Annotated in this window: 17 protein-coding genes; 4 read left to right on the forward strand and 13 right to left on the reverse strand. The window is 71.0% G+C overall.

The window, feature by feature from the left end; all coding sequences use genetic code 11:
- Positions 1-26: 26 nt before the first annotated feature.
- The 7 genes from ACZ6O2_RS25075 to ACZ6O2_RS25105 form a co-directional block, all read right to left on the reverse strand.
- Complete coding sequence (locus tag ACZ6O2_RS25075; protein WP_466024514.1) at positions 27-1,286, reverse strand: aminotransferase class V-fold PLP-dependent enzyme; 1,260 nt, start codon at positions 1,284-1,286, stop codon at positions 27-29.
- 630 nt (positions 1,287-1,916) lie between these two features.
- A complete protein-coding gene (locus tag ACZ6O2_RS25080; RefSeq protein ID WP_357454389.1) occupies positions 1,917-2,339 on the reverse strand; it encodes an SgcJ/EcaC family oxidoreductase in 423 nt (140 codons plus the stop codon).
- 34 nt (positions 2,340-2,373) lie between these two features.
- Positions 2,374-3,552, reverse strand: a complete 1,179-nt coding sequence (locus ACZ6O2_RS25085; RefSeq protein ID WP_350710457.1) for an acyl-CoA dehydrogenase family protein — start codon at positions 3,550-3,552, stop codon at positions 2,374-2,376.
- Positions 3,553-3,781: 229 nt separating this feature from the next.
- Positions 3,782-4,570: an AraC family transcriptional regulator gene (locus ACZ6O2_RS25090; protein ID WP_350710459.1), complete on the reverse strand. Its 789-nt coding sequence runs from the start codon at positions 4,568-4,570 to the stop codon at positions 3,782-3,784.
- A 940-nt stretch (positions 4,571-5,510) separates the two neighbouring features.
- Entirely contained in the window at positions 5,511-6,521 is a 1,011-nt protein-coding gene (locus ACZ6O2_RS25095) for an enediyne biosynthesis protein (RefSeq protein ID WP_466024515.1), read from the reverse strand.
- The gene (locus ACZ6O2_RS25100; RefSeq protein WP_466024535.1) at positions 6,518-8,437 is read right to left on the reverse strand and encodes a CRTAC1 family protein; all 1,920 of its coding nucleotides are present in this window, start codon (positions 8,435-8,437) and stop codon (positions 6,518-6,520) included. Before ACZ6O2_RS25100 ends, ACZ6O2_RS25095 begins: the two co-directional genes overlap by 4 nt.
- A 478-nt stretch (positions 8,438-8,915) precedes the next feature.
- Complete coding sequence (locus ACZ6O2_RS25105) at positions 8,916-9,569, reverse strand: MerR family transcriptional regulator (protein WP_466024516.1); 654 nt, start codon at positions 9,567-9,569, stop codon at positions 8,916-8,918.
- A 519-nt stretch (positions 9,570-10,088) separates the two neighbouring features.
- Between ACZ6O2_RS25105 and ACZ6O2_RS25110 the strand changes: the two genes are divergently transcribed.
- On the forward strand, positions 10,089-10,907 hold the full coding sequence (locus tag ACZ6O2_RS25110; protein ID WP_350710463.1) for a helix-turn-helix transcriptional regulator: 819 nt from the start codon (positions 10,089-10,091) through the stop codon (positions 10,905-10,907).
- Here ACZ6O2_RS25110 and ACZ6O2_RS25115 read toward each other — a convergent pair.
- From ACZ6O2_RS25115 to ACZ6O2_RS25140, 6 genes are all read right to left on the reverse strand, one after another.
- On the reverse strand, positions 10,820-12,187 hold the full coding sequence (locus ACZ6O2_RS25115) for a cytochrome P450 (protein ID WP_350710465.1): 1,368 nt from the start codon (positions 12,185-12,187) through the stop codon (positions 10,820-10,822). The two genes, ACZ6O2_RS25110 and ACZ6O2_RS25115, sit on opposite strands and share 88 nt — an antisense overlap.
- Complete coding sequence (locus ACZ6O2_RS25120; RefSeq protein WP_350710466.1) at positions 12,184-12,735, reverse strand: flavin reductase family protein; 552 nt, start codon at positions 12,733-12,735, stop codon at positions 12,184-12,186. Before ACZ6O2_RS25120 ends, ACZ6O2_RS25115 begins: the two co-directional genes overlap by 4 nt.
- Positions 12,735-13,175, reverse strand: a complete 441-nt coding sequence (locus ACZ6O2_RS25125; RefSeq protein WP_350710468.1) for an acyl-CoA thioesterase — start codon at positions 13,173-13,175, stop codon at positions 12,735-12,737. Before ACZ6O2_RS25125 ends, ACZ6O2_RS25120 begins: the two co-directional genes overlap by 1 nt.
- 1 nt (position 13,176) lies before the next feature.
- Positions 13,177-18,990, reverse strand: coding sequence for a type I polyketide synthase (locus ACZ6O2_RS25130; protein ID WP_466024517.1), 5,814 nt, complete (start codon positions 18,988-18,990; stop codon positions 13,177-13,179).
- Positions 18,991-19,032: 42 nt separating this feature from the next.
- Entirely contained in the window at positions 19,033-20,019 is a 987-nt protein-coding gene (locus ACZ6O2_RS25135; RefSeq protein WP_350710472.1) for a DUF1702 family protein, read from the reverse strand.
- Positions 20,020-20,122: 103 nt separating this feature from the next.
- Positions 20,123-21,121: a DUF1702 family protein gene (locus ACZ6O2_RS25140; RefSeq protein WP_466024518.1), complete on the reverse strand. Its 999-nt coding sequence runs from the start codon at positions 21,119-21,121 to the stop codon at positions 20,123-20,125.
- 320 nt (positions 21,122-21,441) lie between these two features.
- On the opposite strand from ACZ6O2_RS25140, the gene ACZ6O2_RS25145 reads away from it, so the two are divergent.
- The 3 genes from ACZ6O2_RS25145 to ACZ6O2_RS25155 are packed head-to-tail and all read left to right on the forward strand — an operon-like array spanning position 21,442 to position 24,478.
- The gene (locus ACZ6O2_RS25145; RefSeq protein WP_466024519.1) at positions 21,442-22,278 is read left to right on the forward strand and encodes a TIGR03084 family metal-binding protein; all 837 of its coding nucleotides are present in this window, start codon (positions 21,442-21,444) and stop codon (positions 22,276-22,278) included.
- Positions 22,275-22,844: a DUF5987 family protein gene (locus tag ACZ6O2_RS25150; protein ID WP_350710478.1), complete on the forward strand. Its 570-nt coding sequence runs from the start codon at positions 22,275-22,277 to the stop codon at positions 22,842-22,844. The genes ACZ6O2_RS25145 and ACZ6O2_RS25150 overlap by 4 nt, the downstream gene beginning before the upstream one ends.
- Positions 22,841-24,478 (forward strand): GMC family oxidoreductase, encoded by a 1,638-nt coding sequence (locus ACZ6O2_RS25155; protein WP_363703107.1) that lies wholly within the window; start codon positions 22,841-22,843, stop codon positions 24,476-24,478. Before ACZ6O2_RS25150 ends, ACZ6O2_RS25155 begins: the two co-directional genes overlap by 4 nt.
- The last annotated feature ends 14 nt before the right edge of the window (positions 24,479-24,492 follow it).

Raw genomic sequence — 24,492 nt, forward strand, 5'->3', positions numbered from 1 at the left:
CGGCACCGCCGGCGGGCCCGGTGGGGTCAGCGACCGCTGCCCATGCCCAGCAGGACGGCCGCCAGGAAGTCGATCTCGGCGCGGGTGTTGTAGAGATGAACCGACACACGGACCGTGCCCGACAGGCCGTACCGCCGACAGACCGGGGCCGCGCAGTGCCGGCCGACGCGCACCTGGATGCCATGCAGGTCCAGGTACCGGCCCACCTCGGCGGGCTCGAAGCCGTCGAGAACGAAGGAGATGACTCCCCCACGGTCCGCCGGATTCCCTGGCCCGAGAATCCGCAGGCCCGTCACCCCGTCAAGAACACCCAAGGCGTACGCGGTGAGGTCCCGCTCGTGACGACGTACGGCTGCCATGCCGACCGCGCCGAGGTAGTCCACCGCCGCGCCGAGCCCGATCGCCTGCACGATGGGCGGCGTGCCCGCCTCGAACCTCGCCGGGACCGGCAGGAATGTCGACTCCGTCAGCTCGACGCCCGCCACCATGCCGCCGCCGGCGAGCAGCGGTGGTACGGCGTCGAGCAGCTCTCCCCGCCCCCACAGCGCGCCGATTCCGGTCGGCCCGCACATCTTGTGCCCGGTGAAGGCGAGGAAGTCCACGTCGAGCGCCCCGACGTCGACGGGGCGGTGCGGGACCGACTGGGACCCGTCCAGCAGCGTCAGCGCGCCGACCGCACGAGCCCGGTCCACGATCTCGCGGGTCGGGTTGACGGTGCCGAGGATGTTCGACACGTGCACCCAGGAGACCAGCCTCGTCCGCGCGTTGACCACCGTCTCGAGACAGGACAGGTCCAGGTGCCCGTCCCCGGTCAGGGGGATCCACCGCAGGGTGGCTCCGGTGCGCCGGCACAGCAGCTGCCACGGCACGAGGTTCGAGTGGTGCTCCATCTCGGTGACGACGACCTCGTCACCGGGTCCCAGCCGGAACCGGGGGTCTCCCGGCTGTCGGGAATCGCGGGGGACGAAGGCGTGTGCCACGAGGTTGATCGCCTCGGTCGCGTTCCGGGTGAAGACGAGCTCCTCGGTCCGGGCGCCCACGAACGCGGCCACCTTCGCCCGGGCGGCCTCGTAGGCGGCACCGGCCTGCGCCGCCAGGGTGTGCGAGGCGCGTCCGACGTTGGCGTGGTGCCCGCGGTGGTGCCGATGCAGCGCGTCGAGCACCTGCCTGGGCGCCTGGGAGCTGCTGGCCGAGTCCAGATAGACGAGGTCGCGCCCGTTGACCTGGCGGCCCAGTATCGGGAAGTCGGCTCGCACCCGCTCGACGTCGTACGTCGCCGAGGTCACCGCCGGCCCTCCTGGAGCCCACGTCCGGTCCGCCCGGCCAGGCGCACGGTGATTGCCCGCGCGCGGCGCCGGCTGGGGCCGGTCACGTCGGACCGGTCAGCGTCCCGCCAGGCGGCGGAGCCAGCTCTGCGTGACGTGGCGTCCATCGTTCCTCCGAGGTCTCCTCGCGGCGCTTGTGGGACGGCTCGGGCTGGTCCACCGCGCGGCCCGTCGCACCGTCAGCGCGCCTGAGGCGACCCTGCCATCACGACGCGGCGCCGACACCTCCCCCCGTGCCCGGAGGACTCGGCGCTCGGTCGAGGTCGACGCCGCGGCCGCGGCGCACGTCCGCCCGGCACGGGCTCGGGGTCCGCACTGTGGAAGGTGAACCGGCCCAATTGATCCACTTCAATAGAGATAGCCCTGACGGCAGTAGATGACTGGTGTCGGCAGGTGCACGAGGGGGCGGGCGGCAGCCGCCCCCTCTTCGCGTGTCGGGACGGCGGTCCGGGAGCCCGGCGCGGTGGCCCGCGCCGACGTGGAACGCCGCTGCGCTCCACCGCGATGTCGAACGCCGATGCGCAGCGGACAGCCACCACGCGAATCCCGGCCTGGACCGAGAAGCGCGCGGTGGCTGTGGCTGGAGCGCCGTCAGGCGCCTTCGCTGGGGCTGTTCTGATAGGCGGCCAGGAGCCAGGCGCCGTCGCGCTTCACCATCAGCCAGGACGCGCGGACGGCGCGTTCCTTCGCGACGGTCGTCTCGCCGGGCGCGAGCACACCACCCTCGGTGAGCACGATGGCGACCTCGCCGTCGAGGAAGCGGACGTTGATGGGCTGGCCCGTGACTCGCGTGCCCTGGTACGGGCCCGCGAACGCCTCCCGCATGAAGGCGACGATGGCGTCGCGGCCCGTCAGGAACAGGCCCGGCAGGATCATGGTGCCGTCTTCGACGAAGACCGCCCCGAAGGCCTCGGCGTCGTGCTCGGCCCACGCCGCCACGATCCTGCTCGGTAGCGCCGCGATCGCGGCGTGGTCGGCCGGGCTGGCACGGAAACTCTGGCTGGTTGCGGACACGGTGGTCTCCTCCTGCTGTTGTGGACAGTGTTGGTCAGACGTAGAGGGTGTTCGGCCCCAGCCCGCTGAGCAGGCGGCCGTACAGTTCCGCGTTGGTGTCCGGGTGCATGAGCGCGTGCAGGCTCAGCGCCTGGATGTCCCGGCGGATACGCTGCATCGGGTTGTCGAGGTGGATGGAGGAGCCGCCGCTGGCGTTGGCCAGGACCTCGACCGCCTCCTGGGAGCGTCGGACGGCCGCGCCCATGTCGGCCCGCGCCAGCACCCGCTCCGGCATCGTCCACTCCGCCCGCTCGGTCGCCTTCCGGTCCACGGTTCCGGCGAGCCGGTGCGCGTGGAACTCCGCCTCGTCGATCAGCATGGCCGCCTCGGCGAGCTGGAGGTGCGTGATGGGCGCCTCGCGCTGGCTGGCGTAGTCGGTGTAGGTGATCTTGCGGTCGTCGAGCCGCTGGGTGAACACGTCCATGGCGGCCCTGGCGAGGCCGAGCGCGACACCCACCGACGACGCGGAGGCCACCGGAAGCAGCGGCACCTGGTAGATCCCGCTGGCGGCGTTGGCCTGCGACGCGCCCTGTCCCTGCAGCACCGCGCCCAGCGGCAGGAAGCGGTCCTGCGGCACAAAGAGGTCCTGGGCGACCGTGCTGACGCTGCCGGTGCCCTTCAGCCCCGACGTGTGCCAGTCGTCGATAATGTGCAGGTCCGCGGTGGGGACCAGCGCGATGACGGGCATGGGCTCGGCCTCCGGCGCGATCAGCACCGCGATGATCACCTGCCACCGACTGTGCAGGGCGCCGGTGATGAAGCCCCACTTGCCGTTGACGACGATCCCACCCTCCGCCGGGGCGGCCATCGCACTGGGGCTGAGCGTTCCGCAGATGCGCGCGTCGGGACTGGCGAAAACCTGATCCTGGACGTGGTCCGGGAAGTGAGACGCCATCCAGGTCGGAATCCAGTAGACCGAGGCCGTCCAGGCGGTCGATCCGTCCCCCCGGGCAAGCGTCGCGGCGACGTCGACGAGCGTACGGGTGTCGCACTCGTAGCCGCCGTACCGCGTCGGCGTGCGCAGCCGGAAGATGCCGGCGTCGGTCAGGGCGGCGACGGCCTCGTCGTGCACCCGCCGGTTCTCCTCGTTCCACGCCGAGAACTTCCGCAGGGTCGGGACGAGTTCGGATGCTCGACGGAGCACCTCGACACGTCCGGGTTGGTCGTTGGTCAACTCATGCCTCCTTGTGGACTTTCGGCTCGCAGAGCCGGACAGGGGGTGCGCTCCGCAGCGGCTCATCCGCAGCGGCAGAGGAAGTCATCGACAGGTCTCGATCATGGTCGCCACCATCGCACGGCCGGCCGGAGGGCCTCATCTCCCGTGTTGCGGCGGGCGGCGACGCCCCGGGACCGTCACCGGGCGCGCCACCGACGGCGCGGCCTCCCGCGGGGTGCCCGTGCCGTCAGGCCGCACGACCGAGGGCCGCCCCCCATCCCGATCGGCGGACCGGTGCGATGGTGCGGGGGTCGGGAAGTGCGAGCAGCATCGGTGGGTCGCAGAGGCGGGCGGGACCGAGCCGTACGACGACATCCAGGCTCTTCTGCTCCGGTCCGATCCGGAAGGGGCCGTGGCTGCCGAACTGGGAGACGTCGTCATCGTCGCCGCCAGTGCCCCGCCCCGGCCCCACACCGTGGCAGAGCAGGTACCACGTGCCCTCGGGAACCCTGTCGAGCACGAACCGCCCCGGCCCCGACAGCATGGCGCAACTCGTCGGCTGCCCCTCGGGTATCCGACTCTTGAAGAGGCCCAGAAAGATCGCGTCGAGCGCCACCGGCGAGCAGGCCGAGATCACGCCGGACACCACGCCGTCGGCGGAATCGGCGCCGAGTTCGGGCTTTGTCGCCCTGAGGCGAGGCACTGCTCCTCCGCAACGGCGGTACTCGATCGGCGAGACGCCGACGCTGCGGGTGAAGCGGGAACTGAACGTGCCCACGCTGTTGTATCCGACGTGCACGCTGATGTCGGCCACGTTCATGGACGTCGACAGCAGCAACGTCTTCGCACGCTGGAGCCGCAGGGCCGACAGGAATCGCCCCGGAGAAACGCCGGTGATCCTCTGAAAGACCCGAGTGTAGTGGAATTTGCTGAACATGGCGGCACGCGCCATGTCGTCCACCGTCAACTGCTCACCGAGGTTCTCGTGCATCAGGACTATGGAACGCTCGACAGCATCAACGAAATGATTGTTCATCACGTCTCCCAGGCCGACGACGCCACGATGTCGCCATCATGAAAAGGGCGCGAAACACGCCCGGACGCATTCCGATAAATGGCCCGGGATTCACTGATCCCGGTTTCCGAGGGCTACGTGCCGCACCCCGTCGGCGGTCAACCGCAGGTGCACCGGGAACGGGTCCTCCGGCCCGCCCGGCCAACCCCGCGGATGACTACCCCTCGGACAGCTTCACCTGCCGACCCGACCGCCCAGAACGAGGCAGAGCAGGCCGGGAGACGGTGTCGAATGTCGACATGTGACCACCATCTGGCACGTTCACTCCCTCTTCGAACTCCGCACGTCCTCGACCTGCGATTGCGGTAATCCTCTCGGGACGGGAAGAGCGCGGCATCTTGAAAAGTGCTGTCAATCCCGCACGCTTGAAGAAAGGCTCCGTGCGCAGAATCACGCCTGTTGCGCATTCCTTGAGTAATTGCATCCCGACCGCGGGGCCGCGCATGCGCCATGGGCGAGGCCAACACGACCGAGAATCGTCACCGACAGTGGCCGCGCCTCGTGGACGCTCCGTAAAGTCGAATCGACGGCGAAGCATGCGTAAGCCTGTTAACTGGTGACGGATAGTGTTAACGCGACGTGTACGGGCCACTGACTCGCCACTCAGCGCAACTGACGTTCGGCCACAGCTCGATGACAGATCGTTATGAGGGCCGAACGTCCTATTAGACAGCACGCCGGCGGCAAATGCCATAGCCCTCCTTGCCGTAGCGAGGAGGCCGGCACGCCACGGCCACGCCCGATCGCCCGCGCCGAGGCGACCGGGCGTGGCCACCAGGCGGCCCGCAGGCCGACTGGCAGCTCGCAGGCCGACAACCCACGAGCGGCCGGCGTCAGGTGCCGGCCGCTCGCGAGCCGCCAAGGCGATGGGGCCGGTCGGGCCCCGCCGCCGGCCGTCACGTCACGCCCTCTCAGGTGCACCCACCGGTACGCTCCCGGCCGCACTCGCCCGACTGCCCGCGGAACGACGCAGCCAGATGATCCACCACATCACGCCCCGGACGAGACAGACGATGGTGACAGCGAAGAACAGCGTGTAGACGACGTTGAAGGCGATCAGGATCCCGTAGACCGCGGCGACGCCGGAACCGAAGGCGAACTGGTTCCAGCCCTTGGTCGGCGTGGTGCCGGGATCGGTGATCATGTAGTTGGTGAACAGGACGAAGGCCACCCCGGTCATCGGCACCAGCGCGCCCCACAGCGCCACGTCGAGCGTCCAGTGCCGGACCAGCGCCTGAATGACGAACCCGCCCACCCACCCGAGGATGAGCGGCACCTTCTTGGTCAGCAGGGCGTTGAGGACCGTGCCGGAGGTGATGATGACGAGCGGGATGACGATGCTGATCGCATCGGGGACGTGCTCCGTGAAGTGGTACGGCGGGGCGACGTTCACCCACGGGAACACCAGCAGTGCCGCCGAGATGCCGAGGTTGGACGGATTCATGAAGTGCCGCATCCGCCCGTTGATGGGCGCACGGAGCAGTGCCTTCTGACCGATCGCGACGAGGACCGCGAATGCGATGGGCCAGAAGCGGTCGTTGGCGTACAAGAGCATGTTGGCGGCGAGGGCGGTGATGTGTGTCGGCAGCAGGAACGTGTACATCCCCCGCAGCCCGCCACCGGCGAACTCCGGTCGACGCCGGTGCGCGGCAGCGGTGACCCACTCGATCAGGATCTCCGCCGAGTAGCCGACCAGGAGCGCGAAGATGGGCCAGGTCCACGGCTGTTCGAAACCGAGGACGGTGTAGCCGAGGATGTTGAAGACGGTCATCGAGATCGCGAAGTTGCGTAGTGCGATGTAGCGCGGATCCCGGGCCATCGCCGCGGTCGGAGGGTTCGGCGGCGGCGGGTCACCGCCGGTGCGTCGCGGGCCCGCCGAGCCGACGGGCCTGTCGATGGACTGCGTGCTCATCGCCCACTCACCTCCCGCACCTGATCCGTGAGCATCAGGCTGTGCCAGCCGCGGGTCATCTCCTGCGTCTGGGCGTGGACGACGCCGTCGAGGTCTCGCCACGTCACCTCGACCGAGACCGGCTGGTCGCCGATCTCGCCGAGTCCGACCACGATCTCGAAGCTACGTTTCCCGGAGTGCCCGCCACCCCCGTCGAGCTGGGCCACGCGGATCCGGCCGTCCGCGGTCCGGACGCGGACCTGGGCGCCGTAGGCGGGAGTGCCGAGCGCGTCGTCGGCGGCGGCGGGCCGGTACAGCCGCAGGCCGATGAAGTCGCCGAGATCGCCGGTGGTGTTGCGGTAGAAGGTGGGAGGTCCCCACTGCCGTGCGACGGCGAAGTCCTGGCTGCCGTTGCCGTCGACATCCGCGACGGCGACGCCGCGGCTCGGGGTGTCGTCCGTCATGCCGAGCTCGCTGCCGACGTTGACGTACCGGCCGTTGCCCTCGGGCACCCAGAACGCGACGGGCTGGGAGCCGGCGATGTCGTCGCCCGGTCCGGCCTTGGGCCACATCGCGGGATCCCGCAGCATCAGGTCGTTGGCCATCGCCAACTCCTGCAGCCAGGCCCAGCGGTTCAGGCTGCCCTTGACGAAGCCGTTGGTCTGCACGACCTCGACGGCGCCGTTGTTGTCGAAGTCCGCCATCTTCGCGTCCCAGCCCCAGCCCGACCACGCGAGGTTGCGTTCGGCTGCCACGTTCTCGTACGGGGCTCTGCCGTCGCGCATCATCGACCCGGCCGCCTGCGGACTGGCGGCCGTGTTGCGCCAGACGAACGTGCTCTCCTCAAGCCCCCAGGACGTCGTGATGTTGCTGACGAACGCATCGAAGCGCCCACTGCCGTCCAGGTCACCGAACTCGATGGACATGCCCTTGAACGAGTCGTGGCCGAGGACCAGCGACTTCGGCGTGAAGGGATCACGCTCACCCTCGACGAGCTCGAACCGGATCCGCCCGGGGACCGACCGATTGTGGAAGAAGCGGTCGTTACCGAAGTCATTGGCCAGGTACAGCTCGGGCAGGAGATCGCCGTCAAGGTCGGCCGAGGCCGCCCCCAGCGTCCAGCCGGTGGCCACCGCCGGGTCCAGGGCCTTCTGTTCCTCGTACGTGACCGACGGTCGCTGCCCCCCGCTGGCGGCGGTCCACCGCAGGATGTGGGCGCCGCCAGCATTGCGGGCGTGTGACATCGAGTGGTTCATCTGGACGCCCGCCAGCCCCTCCGGGTCAAGCACCGGGGAGTCGGGGAAGTAGTTGAAGATCCCGAGGTCGACGTGTCCGTCCCCGTCGAAGTCCGCGACGGAGACGGCATTGGTGTTCCAGAGCTGCCCGTCGTACTCCCCGTTGCCGTTGCCGTTGCCACGCTGGCCGACGAGTTCGGTCGGCAGGAAGCTGCCCGGGCTCAAGGCGACCCGTCCGCCGCGGTGCATGAACAGGACCGGGGTCCGGCCCCAGTAGTAGACGAGAAGGTCGGCCCAGCCGTCCTCGTTGAAGTCACCGGGTACGCACCCCATCGGCGCCATCGCCGAGTGCACCGGCAGCGGCGCGGGGTCGAGAACGAAGGGCTGGTAGACGTTCCCGCTACCGGGCGCGGGCGTGACGATCACGCTGTCGCTGCGGGTGTCGACCAGGCACATGTCGTTGGCCACGCCGCCACCGTCCAGGTCGTTGATCGCGACGGCGGCGCCGACGGAGGAGACCCATGACCGGATGTGGTCATACTGCGGGTTGACGGCGCGGACAGTACGCACGGGCAGCCCGGGCGGCAGGATGATGGGCAGCTCCGTGAACTCGAACTGCGACGCCAGCCTCGCCCGGTCCGCCTCCGACGCTGAAGGCAGGCGGGCGACGGCATACGAGCCGGCTAACAGAACGAGCACCATGAGCGCGGGTATTAGTCGGCGCAGAACGCCAACCGGTTGCGGTGCCAACGGCTCCCCCTCGGAATAGGCAGCGCCGGTACGACGACATCGCGCGCTGCGCCGAATTGCGACGGTTCGAGACCACCGCCGCCCGCCCCGTTCGACGCACGAGGACCTTCGCCACGGCCACCCGAATCAGTTCCGCGTGTCGCGTTGTCGGCGGTGATCGTCGGCGAGCCGTCCACCTATTCCACTGGGGACGGTTGTCCTTCCGGGGAAAAACAAGAGGCGGGGCGCCCGACAATCGGCGAACCGCATTATCGGAGTGGGCCCGAACCAACAACATCATGGCCGAGGAAACCGACCAGAGTCTTCTCGCACGATGCCGTCGTGGCTCGCGGCGCCCCATTGCCGGCCGGCGGCGCCGCCGGCGGGTCCCCGCCCGCCGCCAGCACCGGTGGCGGCCCGGGCATGGCGACCGTCCGGCTCAACACCGCGCTCAGGCGCCGAGCCGTCCCGCCACCCCGACCAGATGCTCGCGCGCCATTCGGCGCAGCGCCGCCATCGCCGCCTCCAACAGGACCGCCCGCGCGACCAGGGTTGCCGCTTCACGCTCCGAGTCCAGGCTCCGCGGCATGGACGCGGCCTCCAGTGCTGCCAGACGCACCGCGGCCTCGGCGTACGGAACGAAGATGTCCACCTCGACGTCACCGCTCAACCGTTCGAGAGCGGTGAGCACCCGCGTCAGCGTCTGCCGGCCGGGAGACGTGTCGGCCACCCGCCAGCCCAGTCCGTCCACGAAGGAGTCGACACGGTCCGCGGCGCCGCGCCGCTCGGGCACCAGGTTCAGACTGGCGTCCTCGGCGAACAGTGCCTCGGTGACCACCGCGCAGAGCCCGGCGAGGGGCAGCCCCCGATTGTCGACCGCCTGGAGGACCTCCCGGACCGAGGCCAGACTCATCCGGCCGACGACGGTCAGCATGCGGATCAGACTCAGCCGCGACAGATGGTGCTCGCCGTAGTACAGCTGCCGGCCGACCGCGCTCGCCTGGCCCGGCGGAAGAAGCCCCTCCCGCAGATAGAATTTGATGGTCGGCACCGACAGGCCGGACCGACTACTCAACTCCCGAATCCTCATCGTCATCACCACCATGCGTCCGTTTCGCGTAACTCGATAGGAACAGCGTGTATTCGCTGTTTCGCCCGCTACGTCCGCATGATGGGCACACCCCCTCACCTGAGCAGTCTCCCCCGCCGCCACGGCCATTCTCACCGCCGGTATCGGCCCCTCGACCCCGTCGGGCCACTGCTGGCATCCGACGCCGCAGCCTGGGCCGCACAGCCGCACCACTTCCGTCACTTTTGGCAGCGACTAACCGGAAACAGTCTCGTGGGGCAGATAGCGCAACTATCCATCACCGTCAGTGACGATTCGTCGACGCTCCGCCGACCGAAAACCGGACACATGGTTGCCTGGACGATTTCCGGGCGATAACATCTAGCGGCAAGATCTTGATCAAGAACGACAACCCTAAATTAAATAGTCACTTTTAATATACAAATACTCTGTCGGGCGGCGTTGTCGACGCAGTCGGACAACGCCGCGCCCCGACACTGGGAAGGGGGCGCAATGCTGATAGGCGAGATTGCCGTAAGACGTGCGTTGTGGACCATGCGAGAACGGCTCGCCGAGCCCCTGACGATCGACGACCTGGCGACCGCGGCCATGTTCAGCCGATATCACTTCTCGCGGCTCTTCCGGCGACTCACCGGCATATCACCGGGCCGGTTCCTCGCGGCCATCCGTATCCAGGAGGCCAAACGGCTACTCATCAGCACCTCGCTGACGGTGGCGGCAATCAGCACGTCGGTCGGCTACACCAGCCTCGGCACCTTCAGCTCGCGGTTCCACCGCAGTGTCGGCATATCTCCTGCGGCGTACCGGCGCCACCGCTATCCCCAGGCGCTGCCGACGGAGCAGACCACCCCGGCGAGGACGGGCGGCGCCACCATCACCGGCGAGGTACGGACGTTCTGCCCGCGCTTCGCCGCGCCGATCTTCATCGGGCTGTTCCCCGACGCCATCGCCGAGGGACGGCCGGCCAGCTGGGCCGTCATGGATCGTCCCGGCCCGTACCAGCTCTCTGGGGTCACCCCCGGGTCGTGGTACCTCATCGCGCACTCCCTGAGGGGCCGCAACGTTGCGGCGAGCGACCCGGACCAAATCGATCAGGTCACCGCGGTGGCCCGATACGGCCCGGTCCGGATCGCCGGGGGCGGCAGCATCCAGGCGACGGAGATGACCGTGCGCCCGCCGCGGGACTTCGACCCGCCGGCCCTGCTCTCGCTCCTCGACCTGCCGCCGCAGGCGGTGCTGAGGCTGCGCCAGGAACAGGAGCGTCGTCACGCCATCGCGCCCACCCCGCTCACCAGCATCGGCAGCCCGGCCCGGATCCTCAGCGAGAGCATCGGCTCCGGGACGACCTGGTGACGGGGCAGCGTCGAGAGCCGAAACTCCCGGGCGATCATGGCCAGCACGAACACGGCCTCCATCATGCCGAGGTTGCTGCCGACGCAGACGCGTGGTCCCGCACCGAAGGGGATGTAGGCGTACCGAGGCCGCTCACGCACCCGGGCCGGATCGAACCGCTCCGGGTCGAACCGATCCGGCCGCGTCCAGAACTCCGGGTGCCGGTGGAGGGTGTACGGCAGGATCACGACGTCGGACCCGGCGGGGACGTGGTAGCCGCCGACCACGTCAGCCGCCACGGACATGCGCGGCAGCAGCCACACCGGTGGGTACAGCCGCATCGCCTCCTCGACCACCATCGTGCTGTACCGGAGATGGTGCAGGTCCTCGTACGTCGGCAGGCGGCCGCCGAGGACCCGGTCCGCCTCCTCACGGAGCCGCTCCCGCACCTCCGGCTCGTTGTCGATGAGGTACAGGGTCCAGCCCAGGGTGCTCGCCGTGGTCTCGTGCCCGGCGAGGAGCAGCGTCACCAGCTCGTCCCGGAGCCGGCGCCGTGCCACACGCGGATCCGCCTCCGTCCGGGTGGAGGCGACCAGCCGGGACAGCACGTCGTCATGTCCGTCCCCCCAGCCCTTCCGTTGTTCGACCAACTGATCGACCACCCGTTGCAGCTCGCGGCGGGCACGGCGGAACCGCAACTGGCGTCGCAGCGGTAGCCAGGTCGGCACCGATCCGAGCGAGGCGAGCTCGAACATGGCCTGATCCTGCACGGCGGCGAACTCGTCCCCGATGGAGCCGAACGCGCTCAGGTCCGCATCGAGCAGGGTCCGGCCCAGCACGCCCAGGGTCAGCCCGGTGAACTCGGACACCACGTCGACCGGGTCGTCGCCGCGCCACTGCCGGAGTCGGTCCATCAACTGCTCGGCCTCGACGGCGATGAGGTCGGCGTGCCGCGCCATCCGCCGCGGATGGAAGGCCGGCTGGATCACCTTGCGCTGCTTGCGCCACAGCTCGCCCTCGCTGGTCAGCAGGCCGTCGCCCAGCGCCCGCCGCGCGTGGACCAGGCCGATCCCCTTGCGGTAGTTGTCGCTGCTGTCGGCCAGGACGTGCTTCGCGTGGTCGGGCCGGTTGAAGATGTGCAGGCTCTTGTGCCCCACGGGCAGCCGGACCGCGTCCCCGTACAGCGCGATCGCGTCACTGATCATGCCCAGCCGGTCCCGTGCCATGACGGCCAGCATGCGCAGGGCGGCGCGTCGGGGCGGACCGGGCGGGGACAGCAGCCGGTCGTGCAGCAGCGTCATGACGGGACCTCCAGATCGGGGCCGACAGGTCGGAGCCGTCCCCGGTGGAACAGCAGGGCCTCGTCCTCTCCGGGCAGGGCCGTCGACAGCAGCCGGCCCACCACGATCGTGTGATCTCCTCCGTCGTAGCGCCGCCACTGCTCACACTCGAACCAGGCGAGGGCGTCCGGGATCAACGGCACCCCGGTCCGCTCTCCCGCGATCGCGGCGACCTGCGCGAACTCCGCCGGTCCCACCGGACGGCGCGAGTCGGCGAAGTAGCGCGCGAGCCCCGCATGGCCGGCGGCGAGGACCGAGATGCCGAAGTACGCCGCCGTATCGAGGAAGCGGTGCATGATCGTGGTCCGGTCGACACAGACGAGCACCAGCGGCGGGTCGAGCGAGACCGACGTGAACGAGTTGGCGGTCATCCCGTGCGGCTCGTCCCCGCCGACGGTCATCACCGTCACGCCGGTGGCGAAGGTGCCGAAGACGCGTCGCAGCGCGCGCCGGGTGTCCGTCCCGTCCCTCGTCGGCAGGCCACCCCGGTCACCGTCCGGCGCGGCCATCACGCGTCCCCCCGGGCCGTGAAGGGCGTCAGCGCCCGGACGAGCGGATCCGGCACCCGCGTCGGCACGGTCCGCGTGTTCGGTCCGCGCATACAGGCGACCCGCTGCATGCCCCGGGCCACCAGTGTCTCGGCGCCCGTGGCGTCCAGGCGCACGTAGTCGAATCCGAACTCCACCTGGGTCTGCGCGAGGTCGACCAGCCGCATCCTGATGGACAGCTCGTCGAAGAGGGCCAACTCCGCGAAGAACTCGCAGTCGACCCGCAGGGTGAACAGCTTCAGATCGGCCTGCAGGTCGTCCAGCACCTGGGGCGCCCGTTCCCGGAGGAACAACTCCCGGCACCTGCCCTGCCAGCGCAGGTAGTTGACGTAGTAGACGTTGCCGACAAGGTTGGTCTCCTCGAATCCGACCACGTGCCGGTACTCGAAATAGCGCGACATGCTATCGGTCCTCCCTGCTCAACAGGCCGAACACCACCGGTTCCGGTCGGTCGCGCAGCGTCGTGACGAAGGTCGCGACGGTGAACCGCCCGGCACTGAGGACGACCCAGCCGGGCTGCTCGACCGGCAGGACGGTCAGGGCAGCGACCGGCGGTTCGCCCGCCTTCTGCAGGCACTCCATCGCCACCCACACACGGGTCGCCGCCACGTCCCGGTCCTCACCCGTCTCCGGTTCGGTCAGCAACGGCAGCAGCTCGGCGTGCGCACCGAGCAGGCCACGCCACTCGACCGGCGACCGAAACGCCACCGGCTCCACGTCGCACGCGACCACCGAGGGCGCCAACGCGCAGACGGTCACCCCCGCCCCGTGAGCGAAGGACACGTCCTGGCCGCCGTCGATCTCCGGCCGGCCGTCGCTCCGGTACCGCACCGGGATCACCCGCCCGGCGGCGTGCGCCAACGCCCGGGCCGAACGCGACCGGCGCAGCGCCCGGAGGTCACCGCCGGCCGACTCGTCGTCGGGCACCACGGCGACAGCCATCCCGGCACCGGTCACGTCGGCGACAGCGCGCTGCAGGTACGGGCCCAGCAGCGCGGGCACCCAGGGCCCCCGTCCGTCCGTCTTGCGGACGGCGCGCAGGCGCAGCCCCTCCCAGCGTTCGACGACGGTCCCGCCCGCGGACCGCAACGCCACGTCGTAGACGTACGTGTCGCCGTCACGCCAGCGTTCGATGGCGCAGTACCTGAACTCACCCGGCTCGACCGGCCCGCCGGCGGGGTGGATCCGGTCGACGCCGATCGGCAGCAACGTGGCGTTCGGCACGCAGACCTGGTTGCCGTGCATGAGCGCGTCCCGGATCCCGGGGTCACCGAGCACCAGCGTGCTCGGGTGGAAGGGCGCGAACCAGTCCACCGACGCCATCGCGAGGTCGGCGTCGACCTCGAGGGCCGCCGCCCGGTGGTACCGCAGGACCCGTTGGAATCGCTCGCCCTGGAACAGGACGTCGCCGTAGAGGTCCTCCGCCGGACGCAGCGCCACGGCCGGTAGCCCGACCGGGCCAGGAGCGGGCGGGCCGTCGGGCGCAGGTCGGTCGTCGTAGCGCAGACGTGCCCGGAAGTGTTCGGCGGAGAACCGGGTCTCGCTGCTGTGGATCACCACGTCCACCACCTCGGTGTCCGTGACGACCGCGGCGACGCGGATCTGGGTCGTGCCGTCGAGCGGTACGACAATCGGCCGGAGGAACTCCGCGTTCTCGATGACGGGCACCGACGACCGGCCGGTGAGCGCCGACGCCACCTGGGCCATCGCCTCCATGCCGAGGACCGCGGGGAAGAGCAGGTTGCCGTCGAGACGGTGATCCGGCAGGTACAGGTCGCTGCCCGGGCTCAGCTCCACCTCCGTCACGAGCTCCACGCCGGGGTAGTGGACCAGTGACCGCTCCAGGAACCGCAGCAGCGGTAGCTGCACCTGCTCGTAGCCGAGCGTGTCGATCCCGGAGGTGCGTCCGCTGATCACCACGACGGGGGGCACGGCAGGATCCGTGAGCAGGCGACGCAGCAGCTCGACCCCCTGCGTGGGGGTGATCGGCGTGACACCCTCGCGGGCCAGGCTCTCCACGACCGACAGCCGCTCGCCCATCCCCACGCCCGACCAGACGGACCATTCGAGACACACGCTGCGGCACCCGGGATGCTCCGCGCCGAAGGCACGGGTCAGCTCGGCCAGCCACTCGTTCGCCGTCGCGTAGTGCGCCTCGCCCCGCAGGCCGGCGCGGCCGATGATGCTGCCGAGGGTGACCAACAGTCGCAGGTTCCGCGTCTCGACGGCGTCCAGCACGGCCTGCAGCCCGTCGACCTTCGGGGCGAAGGCGCGCTGTAGCGCGGCGACGTCGAGGTTCCCCAGCGCCGCCGGTTCGTTGATCCCCGCCCCGTGCAGGACGGCGGTCACCGGACCGAGCACCCGGCGGACCTCGTCGACCGCGTCACGGACCTGGGCGGGGTCGGTGACGTCCGCCCGGACGTAGTGCGCCGTCACGCCGTGGTGCGCCAACCGCTCCAGGTTCGCCGCCAACTCGGCGTCCTCCGCCGGATCCGACCGGCCGAGGAGTGCGACCCGGGCCCCGGTGTCCACGGCCACCGCCAGCGCGCACTCGGCGGTGATCCCCTTGCCGCCGCCGGTGACGAGCAGCACGTCCGACTCGTCGACGGGCGGGTCGGAACTGTTGGGCCGCACGGGCATGGCGCGCAGCGTCGGCAGCCGCCGGACCCCGTCGTGGTCGTAGTACGCCTCGACGAACCCGTCGGTGCCACGGACCTCCTCGACGACGTGGTCCACCCCGTCGGCGGCGGGCGGCAGGTGCACGATCGTCACCCGCAGGTGGGGCGCCTCCAGCCGCAGGGTCTTGGCCAGGCCCGCCGCCCCGCGGCCGTGCTGCACGAGCACGAACCTCGTGCCCGCGTCGCCGGTCAGCGCCTCCTGCGCACCGTGGAGGGCGAGTTCGAGGTCGGCCGGCGTGCACTGCGCTGGCAGGCAGACCAGCACCCCGGGGCCCACCTCGGCGTTCTCCAGCCGCTCGGCGAGGGCCGCGGCGAACGGGTGGTCCGCTCGGGCGTACCGGCGCCAGGGGCCGGCACCGACAGGTTCCACCGGGTCGGGCGCCGGCGCCGGCTCGAGGTCGACGCTCCAGGCCCGGGCCCAGCTGGCCGCTCCGGCCACCGGCGGGGCCTCCTCCGCAGCGCCCTCCCCCGCGCTCGCCCGCAGCTCGTCGAGCGTCTCGGCGAGTTCACGGACCGACGCGGTCGCGAAGTTCATCGGGGTACGCGCCGCCGGCACGCCCAGCCGCTCGGCCGCCTCGTTGACGACGTGCCCGACGGTGATGGAGCTAAGGTGCAGGTCGTCCAGGAGGCGACTGTCCGGACGCACCATCTCCAGCGGAAGCTCGGCCCGGGCGGCGGCCATCCGACGCAGCAGGTCCAGCGTCGCCTCCGCCGGAGCGGCTGCGGGGTCCGTCGGCACCGGGTCCACCGCCCACGCCGCGGCGGCGGGGGCACCCGAAGGCTCCACGACGGTAGCGCCCTGGCCCCCGGTGGCGTCGGTGAGCGGGGCGGCCTCGCAGGGGCTGCTCAGGACGGCGGCAGGCGCGCCAATGTCGATCGGCCGAGCCAGGCGGTCCTCGAACAACCGCTCGGGGATCTCGGCGGCCCCATGGACGTACGCCGCGGCGACCACTCTCAGCAGGCTCGCCAGCGACTCGTCGTCGGTGTCGAGCGACACCGCCGGGACGTCGGTGACGCCAGCGGCGAGACCGGCGAGCACCCGGCCGGGCCCGACCTCCACGAAGAGGTCGACCTCCTCGGCCGCGGCGGCGACTGCCTGGCTGAACCTGACCGGTTCGGTGATCTGCCGGTGCAGATGTGACACCACGTCCGTCGACGCGGGCAGCAGCTCGCCCGTGACGGTCGAGACGACGCGCCGGTCGACGGTGCCGAGCTCGACACCGATCAGCTCGGCGGCGAACGCGTCGGCGGCCGGCGCGACCAACGGCGAGTGGAACGCGTGGGAGACCGCGAGCGGCACCGCCGCGACGCCGCTGGCCACGGCTCGGCGACAGACGTCCTCGACGGCGGCCGCCACGCCGGAGACGACCGTCTGGCCGGGGCCGTTGTATCCGCTGACGACGACCGGGAGGTCGCCGACGAGCCGGGCGACGACCTCCGGTGGGGCGGCGATCCCCGCCATCGTGCCCGACGCACTGTGCCGCGCCATGGCACGGCCCCGCGCTCCGGCCAGCCGCAGCAGGGTGGACTCGTCCATGACGCCGGCCCAGTGCAGCGCGGTCAGCTCACCGAGGCTGTGGCCGAGCGCCACGGTGGCGTCGATGCCGAACGTCGACAGCGCGGACAGGCCGGCGACGGAGCCGGTGACGATGCGTGGCTGTGCGACCTCGGTTGCGATCGTGTCCCCGTCGGACGGCAGCGCCGCGAGCCGGTACACGGCATCCAGGGCCGGGAGCCGGCGCCGCAGCGCTCCACCGCTGACGCCGGTGCCTGATCCCTGGCCGGGGAAGAGGTAGCCGATCCGGCCACGACCACCGACGCGACCGAGGAACGCGCGGTCCAATCCCGACGTCAGGGATGTCTCCCCCGCGTCGATGGCGTCGAGGATGCGGCGGAGCTGGTGTTCGGCGTCCTCGGGGGCGGTGACGACAACGGCCGCCCGGTACGGCAGGTCACGCAGGTCGTTCCGCAATGCCACGGCCAGATCGGTGAGCTGGGCGTACGACGCGGCTCCGGCGAACCCGGCGACCTGCTCCACGCGCTCCCGCAGTGCCGTCCAGGACATGCCGTCCAGCACGAGCAGCTCGGCGTCCTGTGCCCCTGCGGCGAGTGCGACCGTCCGCGTGTCCAGGTGCCGCGGCCGCCGGGCACCCGGCTTGTCCAGCACCACGTGGGTGTTGATGCCGCCGAAGCCCATGGCGGTGATGCCGGCGCGCACCGGGGCGTCGGCCGGCCACGGCTCGGCCTCGGAGAGCACCCGCAGGGCCCGGTCGGGCGCGGTGAGCAGCTCGTGCGGTTGCGGGCAGCTGAGCGCCGGAGGCAGCACCTCATGGTGTACCGCCATGGTGGCCTTGATCAGGCCGGCCAGCCCGGCTGCCGCCTTGGTGTGGCCGATCATCGCCTTGATCGAGCTGATCACGGCGGGAGCCGCGTCCGGGGCGGCCTTCCGCCGTGCCTGGGACAGGGCGGACAGCTCGGTCGTGTCACCCACCTTCGTCCCGGTGCCGTGCCCCTCGAACAACGCGACGGTGTCCAGCCCGAACCCCGCCCTCGCGTACGCCCGCTGCAACGCGAGTCGGTAGCCGTCGGCCTCCGGTCGGGTGATGCCGCCCCTGCCGTCGGAGGAGATCCCCCAGCCGGCCACGGTGGCGTAGACGCGGTGCCCGGCCCGCCGTGCCTCCTCCTCCCGCATCAGCACGACCATCCCGCAGCCCTCACCCGGCCAGAACCCGCTCGAGTCGCGGTCGTACACCCGCATCTCGCCGGTGGCGAGTGCTCCGGTCTTGGCGAAGCCGATGATCTCGAAGGGGTCGATCGAGAGGTCGACCCCGCCCGCGAGTGCCACGTCGATGTCGCCGTCGACCAGGGAACGGCAGGCGGTGATGACCGACAGCAGTGAGGAGGAGCAGGCGCCGTCCACGGTGTAGCCGCCACCCTGGAGGTCGAAGTGGTTGCAGATGCGGCCGGCGATGGTGTTGGAGAGGGCTCCGGCGAGGGTGTCCTCGTCGATGGGCGGAAAGGGCCGCTTGTAGTCGGCCTCGACACGGTCGAGGAAGTCCGCCAGGCGCTGCTCGTTCCAGTCCGCGTCGGTCAACGCGGAGGCGAGCACCCGGCGGACATAGGGCCATCGCAGCCGGAGCTGGTTGGCGCGGGAGAACTCACCGGTGAGGCTGTTCCCGACAACCACGCCGGTCCGTTCGTGCGGTAGGCCCGCGCCCATGGGGAATCCGGCGTCGGCCAACGCCGCGGCGGCGACGTCGAGCGCCAGCCAGTGCGTCAGGTCGGTGGAGCGGAACGTACTGCCCGCGACCTTGAACGCGATCCGGTCGAATTCCCAGCCTTCCAGTAGGGCGGCGTTGCGGGCGTAGAAGCGGTCGGGCGCGGCGGGATCGGCCGACCAGTAGTCGGCGAGCCTCATCCGGCTGTCGGGCAGTCGGCGGAAGGCCCGCCGGCCGGCGACGGAGTTCTCCCACAGCTCCTTCGGGGAGGTCGCATCCGGATACCTGCATGCCATGCCGACGATGGCGATCCTCGTCATGTTGAGCGAATCTCCGATCTGGTCGCGGTCGCGACCGCAGTGCTAGCGGGTGTCCGACGCACGGTCGTACCGGCCGATGGCGAGCGTCTTCCGGATGCGGCTCCGCCAGATCTCGTACGCCGGTGGTTCGCCGGGCAGGGAATGACCAGGCCGTGCGCGGTCGGTGACCGCCGCCGCCTCGACCGGCGGGAGCCCGCAGAACAGGCGGGTGGCGGTCTCCACGTGCGGGACCACGAGCCCGGCGCGCACCCGGGCCGCCGCTGCGAACGCGGAGCCCTGGATCAGGTGGGCGCGGTATGCCCCGGCGCGGCGCCAGAGTTCGCGCAGCTCCGTCTCGTCCGCGCCGCCGGCGTATGTGGCGGCCAGGCCGACGCCGCTGTACAGGTCGGCCCGGCGGGACTCGGCGAACCCGTCGACGAGTCGGGTGACCTGCAGCACGTCGGTGCCGCCGACGAACCACAGCGCCCGGCCGATCCCCTGGTCGATGGCGCGGTTGGCGTAGCCCGTGTCGTCGTCGACCGGCCACGGGAACCGCTCCGGCTGGAAGTGCTCGAAGACGTACCGCCGGGTACGGAAGTACGCCTGGTGGAATCCGTACCCGTCGAGGGCGAGCCAGCGCAGCAGCGGGTCCGGGGTGTGCAGCATGGGCCACCGGAATCGGGGCAGTCGTGCCATCGCCCACCCGATGCCGACGTACGCCATGTAGACGTGCCGGTCGCCGGGGCCGGCGAGGAACTCCTCCAGTTTCCCGCCGCCGAACGGTAGGGCGTCGCGGATGGCCAGTGCCATCGCCGCGCCCTCGTAGCCGAATCCGCGGAACCGCTCGGGAATCCGCTCGAGGGCCGGCTCGATCTCGGCCACCCGCCCGGCCGCGGCCGCGTCGCCGTAGCCCTCGAGGAACGTCCGACCGATCGTCTCCAGGAGTCCCTGCGCCTGTGGTGACTTCACATGGAAGCCCCGCACGCTCACGTACGTGTTGTGCACCTCCGGCGTCAGGACGATGCGACGCAGCGAACCGATGAAACCCACTGGTACCCCTTACGTGGTCAGCGCCGATCGAGCGGGCCGGGTACCCACGCGGCTCGCTTGCGGCAACGTCTTCCTGCGGCGGGAGATCCCCGCCGCGTCACAGTCAGTGCGCCGTCGTGCCCGACGGCTCCGCGTCGAAGTGGGCTCGCACCCGCTGGCGCCACACCTCGTACGCCGGCTCCCCGCGGGACGGGAATCCGTTGCCGGCGACGTCGTCGGCGAGCGCCGACGCGGCGGCGACGGAGAGCCCGGTCAGCACGGCGACGGTGTCCTCGGTGTGCGGCGGCACCGCGGCCGAGAACGTTCGGGCGCGGGCTGCGAAAACCGCTCCCTGTGCCAGGTGCGGCCGGTACGCGCCCGCGTGCCGGCGCAACGTTCCCAGCCCGGCGCGGTCGCAGCCGCCGGCGAAGGTGGCCGCCAGTCCGACGCCGCTCCACAGATCGGCCCGCCGGCCGGCGGCGAACCGCCCCACCGCGGCGGCGACGCCGTCGACCTGGCCGCCGTGGATGAACCAGAGCGCGCGGCCGATCCCCTGGTCCACGGCGCGCAGGAAGTAGCCGGGTGAGCCCTCCCACGGGTACGAGGCGGGCCGCTCGAGCCTCCCCACCCACCGGTCGGTGTCGAAGTAGGCGCGGTCGAAGCCGTATCCGTCGACCGCGAGCCAGCTCATCGTCGGGTAGTACGGCGTTCCGGCCAGGTCCGGCACCACCCCGCGCCAGAGCGGCCGGGGCAACCGCGCCATCGCGAAGCCGATGCCGATGTAGTTGAGGAAGGTGTGGGGACGACCTGGGCCGGCGAGCAGGTCCCGCGCCCGACGGGTGCGGTTCATCGCCATCGCATCCCGGATGGTGAACGCCATGGTCGCGCCTTCATAGGCGAATCCGCGCTGGTACGGGTCGATCAGCGCGAGGCGGCGCTCCACCTCCCACAGGTCACGGGACTCCATACCCCACTCGAAGCCGCACACCACCGTCTGGGGAATCGCCTCGAGTTGGCGCGTCGCCTCCGACAAGATGCCCGGGAACCCGCGGGCGGCAAAGCCGACCTCCCGCAATGACGGGGCCAACGCGTACCGACGTAGCGAACCGACGATGGTGGGCATCGTTCCCACTTTCCTGCCGTGATTTGCAGAGCAACCGTCACCGCTGGACGGCCGTTCCATCGTCAGCCAACAGGACGCGCGATTCTTCTCCCGCTGTGCGTAGTCGACCCGCGCGACCAGGCGACGCGCCGATGGCGTCGGCGCTCGTGGATCCGGGAAGCGTGCCACCGGGAGGAGCGCACAGCGGAAGAGGACTCGGCCCGCGCTCCTCGGCACGCTGAAATTCGCGACCTCCCCCACTCGCGCCCGTCCCCGTGTCGTCCGAATGACGGCATGGCCGGCGGAAAAGGGGCCACCTCAAGCTCGTAGAGGAATTCGGAATGGACAAGGCGAACGTATTCGCTGATCTGGCGGACGACTGCGCGGATCTCGATCAGATCCTGGCCGACCTGGGTCCTGAGGACTGGACCCGCTCGACACCGGCGCCCGGCTGGCAGGTGCGGCACCAGGTCGCCCACCTGTGCGCGGTCTTCCGGATGGCCGCCGTCGCGGCATCCGACGCCCCGGCGTTCCAGGCGCTGATGGCGCAACTCGGCGACGACTTCGACGCCAACGTGACCGCCGCGCTGTCCCGGTACCTCGACACCGGCTCGGCGGCGCTGCGCGGACGGTGGCGCGAGGAGTGGACCGACGCGGTCGAGGCGCTCGCCGCCGTACCGGCGGGGCAGACGGTGCCCTGGCTCGTCCGCCCGTTGCCGGCGCCGGTGCTCGCCGCCGCCGGGATGATGGAGCTGTTCGGCCACGGTCAGGACATCGCCGACGCCCTGGGGATACGGCGCGACCACAACGACCGGATCCGGCACGTCGTCGGCTTCGCCGTGCAGACGTGGGACTTCGGCTACCTGAGCCGCAACCTGACCCCACCCCAGCGGGGTTTCCGGTACGAGCTGACCGCCCCTTCGGGCGCGCTGTGGGTGTACGGACCGGAGGACGCCGAACTGATCACGGGCCCCGCCGTCGACCTCTGCCTTCTCGCCACCCGTCGACGGCACCGGGACGACCTCGCGCTGACCGCCGTCGGTGCGGACGCCGACCGCTGGCTCGACATCGCGCAGGCCTACCGCGGCCCGGCTGGTCCGGGACGCCGGCCGGGTCAGTTCGACCCGCCCGCGGCCACCGCGGGCGGCCTGTCGCACACCCTGGACGGGCAACCGTGACGGCCGGGCAGCCGACGCCCGACCCGGTACGGACGGCGACGCTCGAAGCGTTCGCCGACACGATCATCCCTGGGACGAAACGCTTCCCCGGCGATCGGGCCATTGCGGGCGTCGTGGACGACGCCGGCGCCGTGGAAGCCGGCGCCCTCGACCTGCTCGCGCACCCCGCCCTCGGGCTGGCCGAGGCGCTCGACGGCATGGCCGGGCTGCTCAACATGCACGCGCAGGCCTACGCTCGGGCTCGACAACTCACCCTGGACCCGGCGGTGCCCGCGTTCGTCGCCCTCGAATTCGACGACCGCACGGCCCTCGTGCAGGACCTCACCGACCCGTCCCACCCCGAACGCGAGGTGTGGTTCGGCGCTGCCCTTTTCTGCACGATGGCGTTCGACAGCGCGCCGCACCTGTCCACCGCGGCTGCCCTCGACCAGGGGCACCCCGGCCTGTCCATCCTCGGCTTCAGCAAACCGAACGAGGACGACCTCTGGCGGTTCCCGCACTTCTCCTACCAGCGGCAACTCGCCGACATCCATCCGCAGACCACGGCGACGGGAAGCCCCGCATGACCAGCATCGAGCAGACCGACGTCATCGTCGTGGGCAGCGGCTTCGGCGGCGCGATCCCGGCGTACCACCTCGCGGCCGGTGGCGCCCGGGTCGTGGTGCTGGAGCGAGGTCCATGGCTCGACAGCAGCGAGTTCGACCACGACTTCCTCCTCGGCTCGTCCTACACCCGGATCTTCGACTTCACGGTCGGCGACGGCATGAGCGTTCTCGCGGGCAACTGCGTCGGCGGCGGCAGCGTCGTCTATTTCGCCACCATGCCGCGGGCGCCCCGCTTCGTCTTCGAACGCACCGGCGGCCTCGGGCGGCGGATGTGGCCGGCCTCGATCAACCGCGACACCCTGGACCCGTGGTACGACATCGTCAGCGAGGCGCTGCCCGTCACCGAGCAGTCCTGGAACGACGTGCCGTTCGCCGGCGGCCTGTTCGCCGCCGCCTGCGCCCACGCCGGTCGTACCGCGAACCCGGTCCCGTCGGCGATCGACAAGCCCAGGTGCACCAACTGCAACTGGATGATGGCCGGCTGCCGCTTCGACGCCAAGCGCTCCCTGTTGCTGAACTACCTGCCCGCCGCGCTCGCGCACGGCGCGCAGATCCGGCCGCTGCACGAGGTGCAGCGGCTGTCCCGGACCCCGGAGGGCGGCTACCGGGTCCACTACGACGTCATCGACGACGAGGACTACCGCGTCACCCGGGGCGGCGGGGTGATCGAGGCGAAGATGGTGGTGCTCGCGGCCGGAGCCGGCGCCACCCCGGTCATCCTCCAGCGCTCCGAGTCGGAACTCGGCACGATGCCACCGGCGGTCGGCCGCTACTTCTCCGGCAACGGGGAACGCCTGAACACCGCCGTCGTGAACGACGAACGGGCCCGCGAGCTCCTCGGTCTGGACCGCGGTGACGGCACGGCGTACGAGGCGCACCAGATCGGGAAGGGCCCGTGCGTGGCCACCTGGGACAAGCTCGACGGGTCGCTGCCCGAGTACAGCCGCTACTCGCTGGAGCAGCTGTACTTCCCACCGGGTCTGGGCACCATCCTCGCCCAGGCGCCCGGCGCCGCCGGGCCGACCTGGTTCGGCCGGGAGAAGAAGGAGATGCTGCGCCAGTGGCGCTCCTGGCTGACGGTGTTCGCCATGACGGAGGACGACAACGAGGGCGTCTTCGGGGCCCCTCCGGCGCGCGGCAACGCGGAGCGGATCGCGCAGCAGATGCTCGGACGTGGTTCGCTGCGCTACGACCCGACGGAGAACACGCTCCGGGGCTGGGCCGAGTCCGACGCCGACGTCCGGGACATCCTGGAACGCGACGGTCTGGCCCGGGTGCGGCCGTGGACGAACGACCAGGTCGGCGCGTACACCGTGCACCCGTTGTCCTCCTGCCGCATCGGTGACGACCCGGCGACGTCGGCCCTCGACGACCGGCACGAGCTCCGCGACCATCCCGGCATCTTCGTCACCGACGGGTCGGCGGTGCCGGCGGCGCTGACCGTCAATCCGGCGCTGACGATCGCGGCCCTGGCCGAACGCGCGGTGCCGGGTCTGGTGCGGGCCGCGCAGCAGCGCGGCATCGCGGTAACGTACGGCGCGCCGTCGCCGGACGGCACCCGGGCAGGGGACCCGAGCCTGCGACGGTTCAGGTGAACGGCGGCCCGACT

This window comes from Micromonospora sp. NPDC048040 (genome assembly GCF_055587185.1).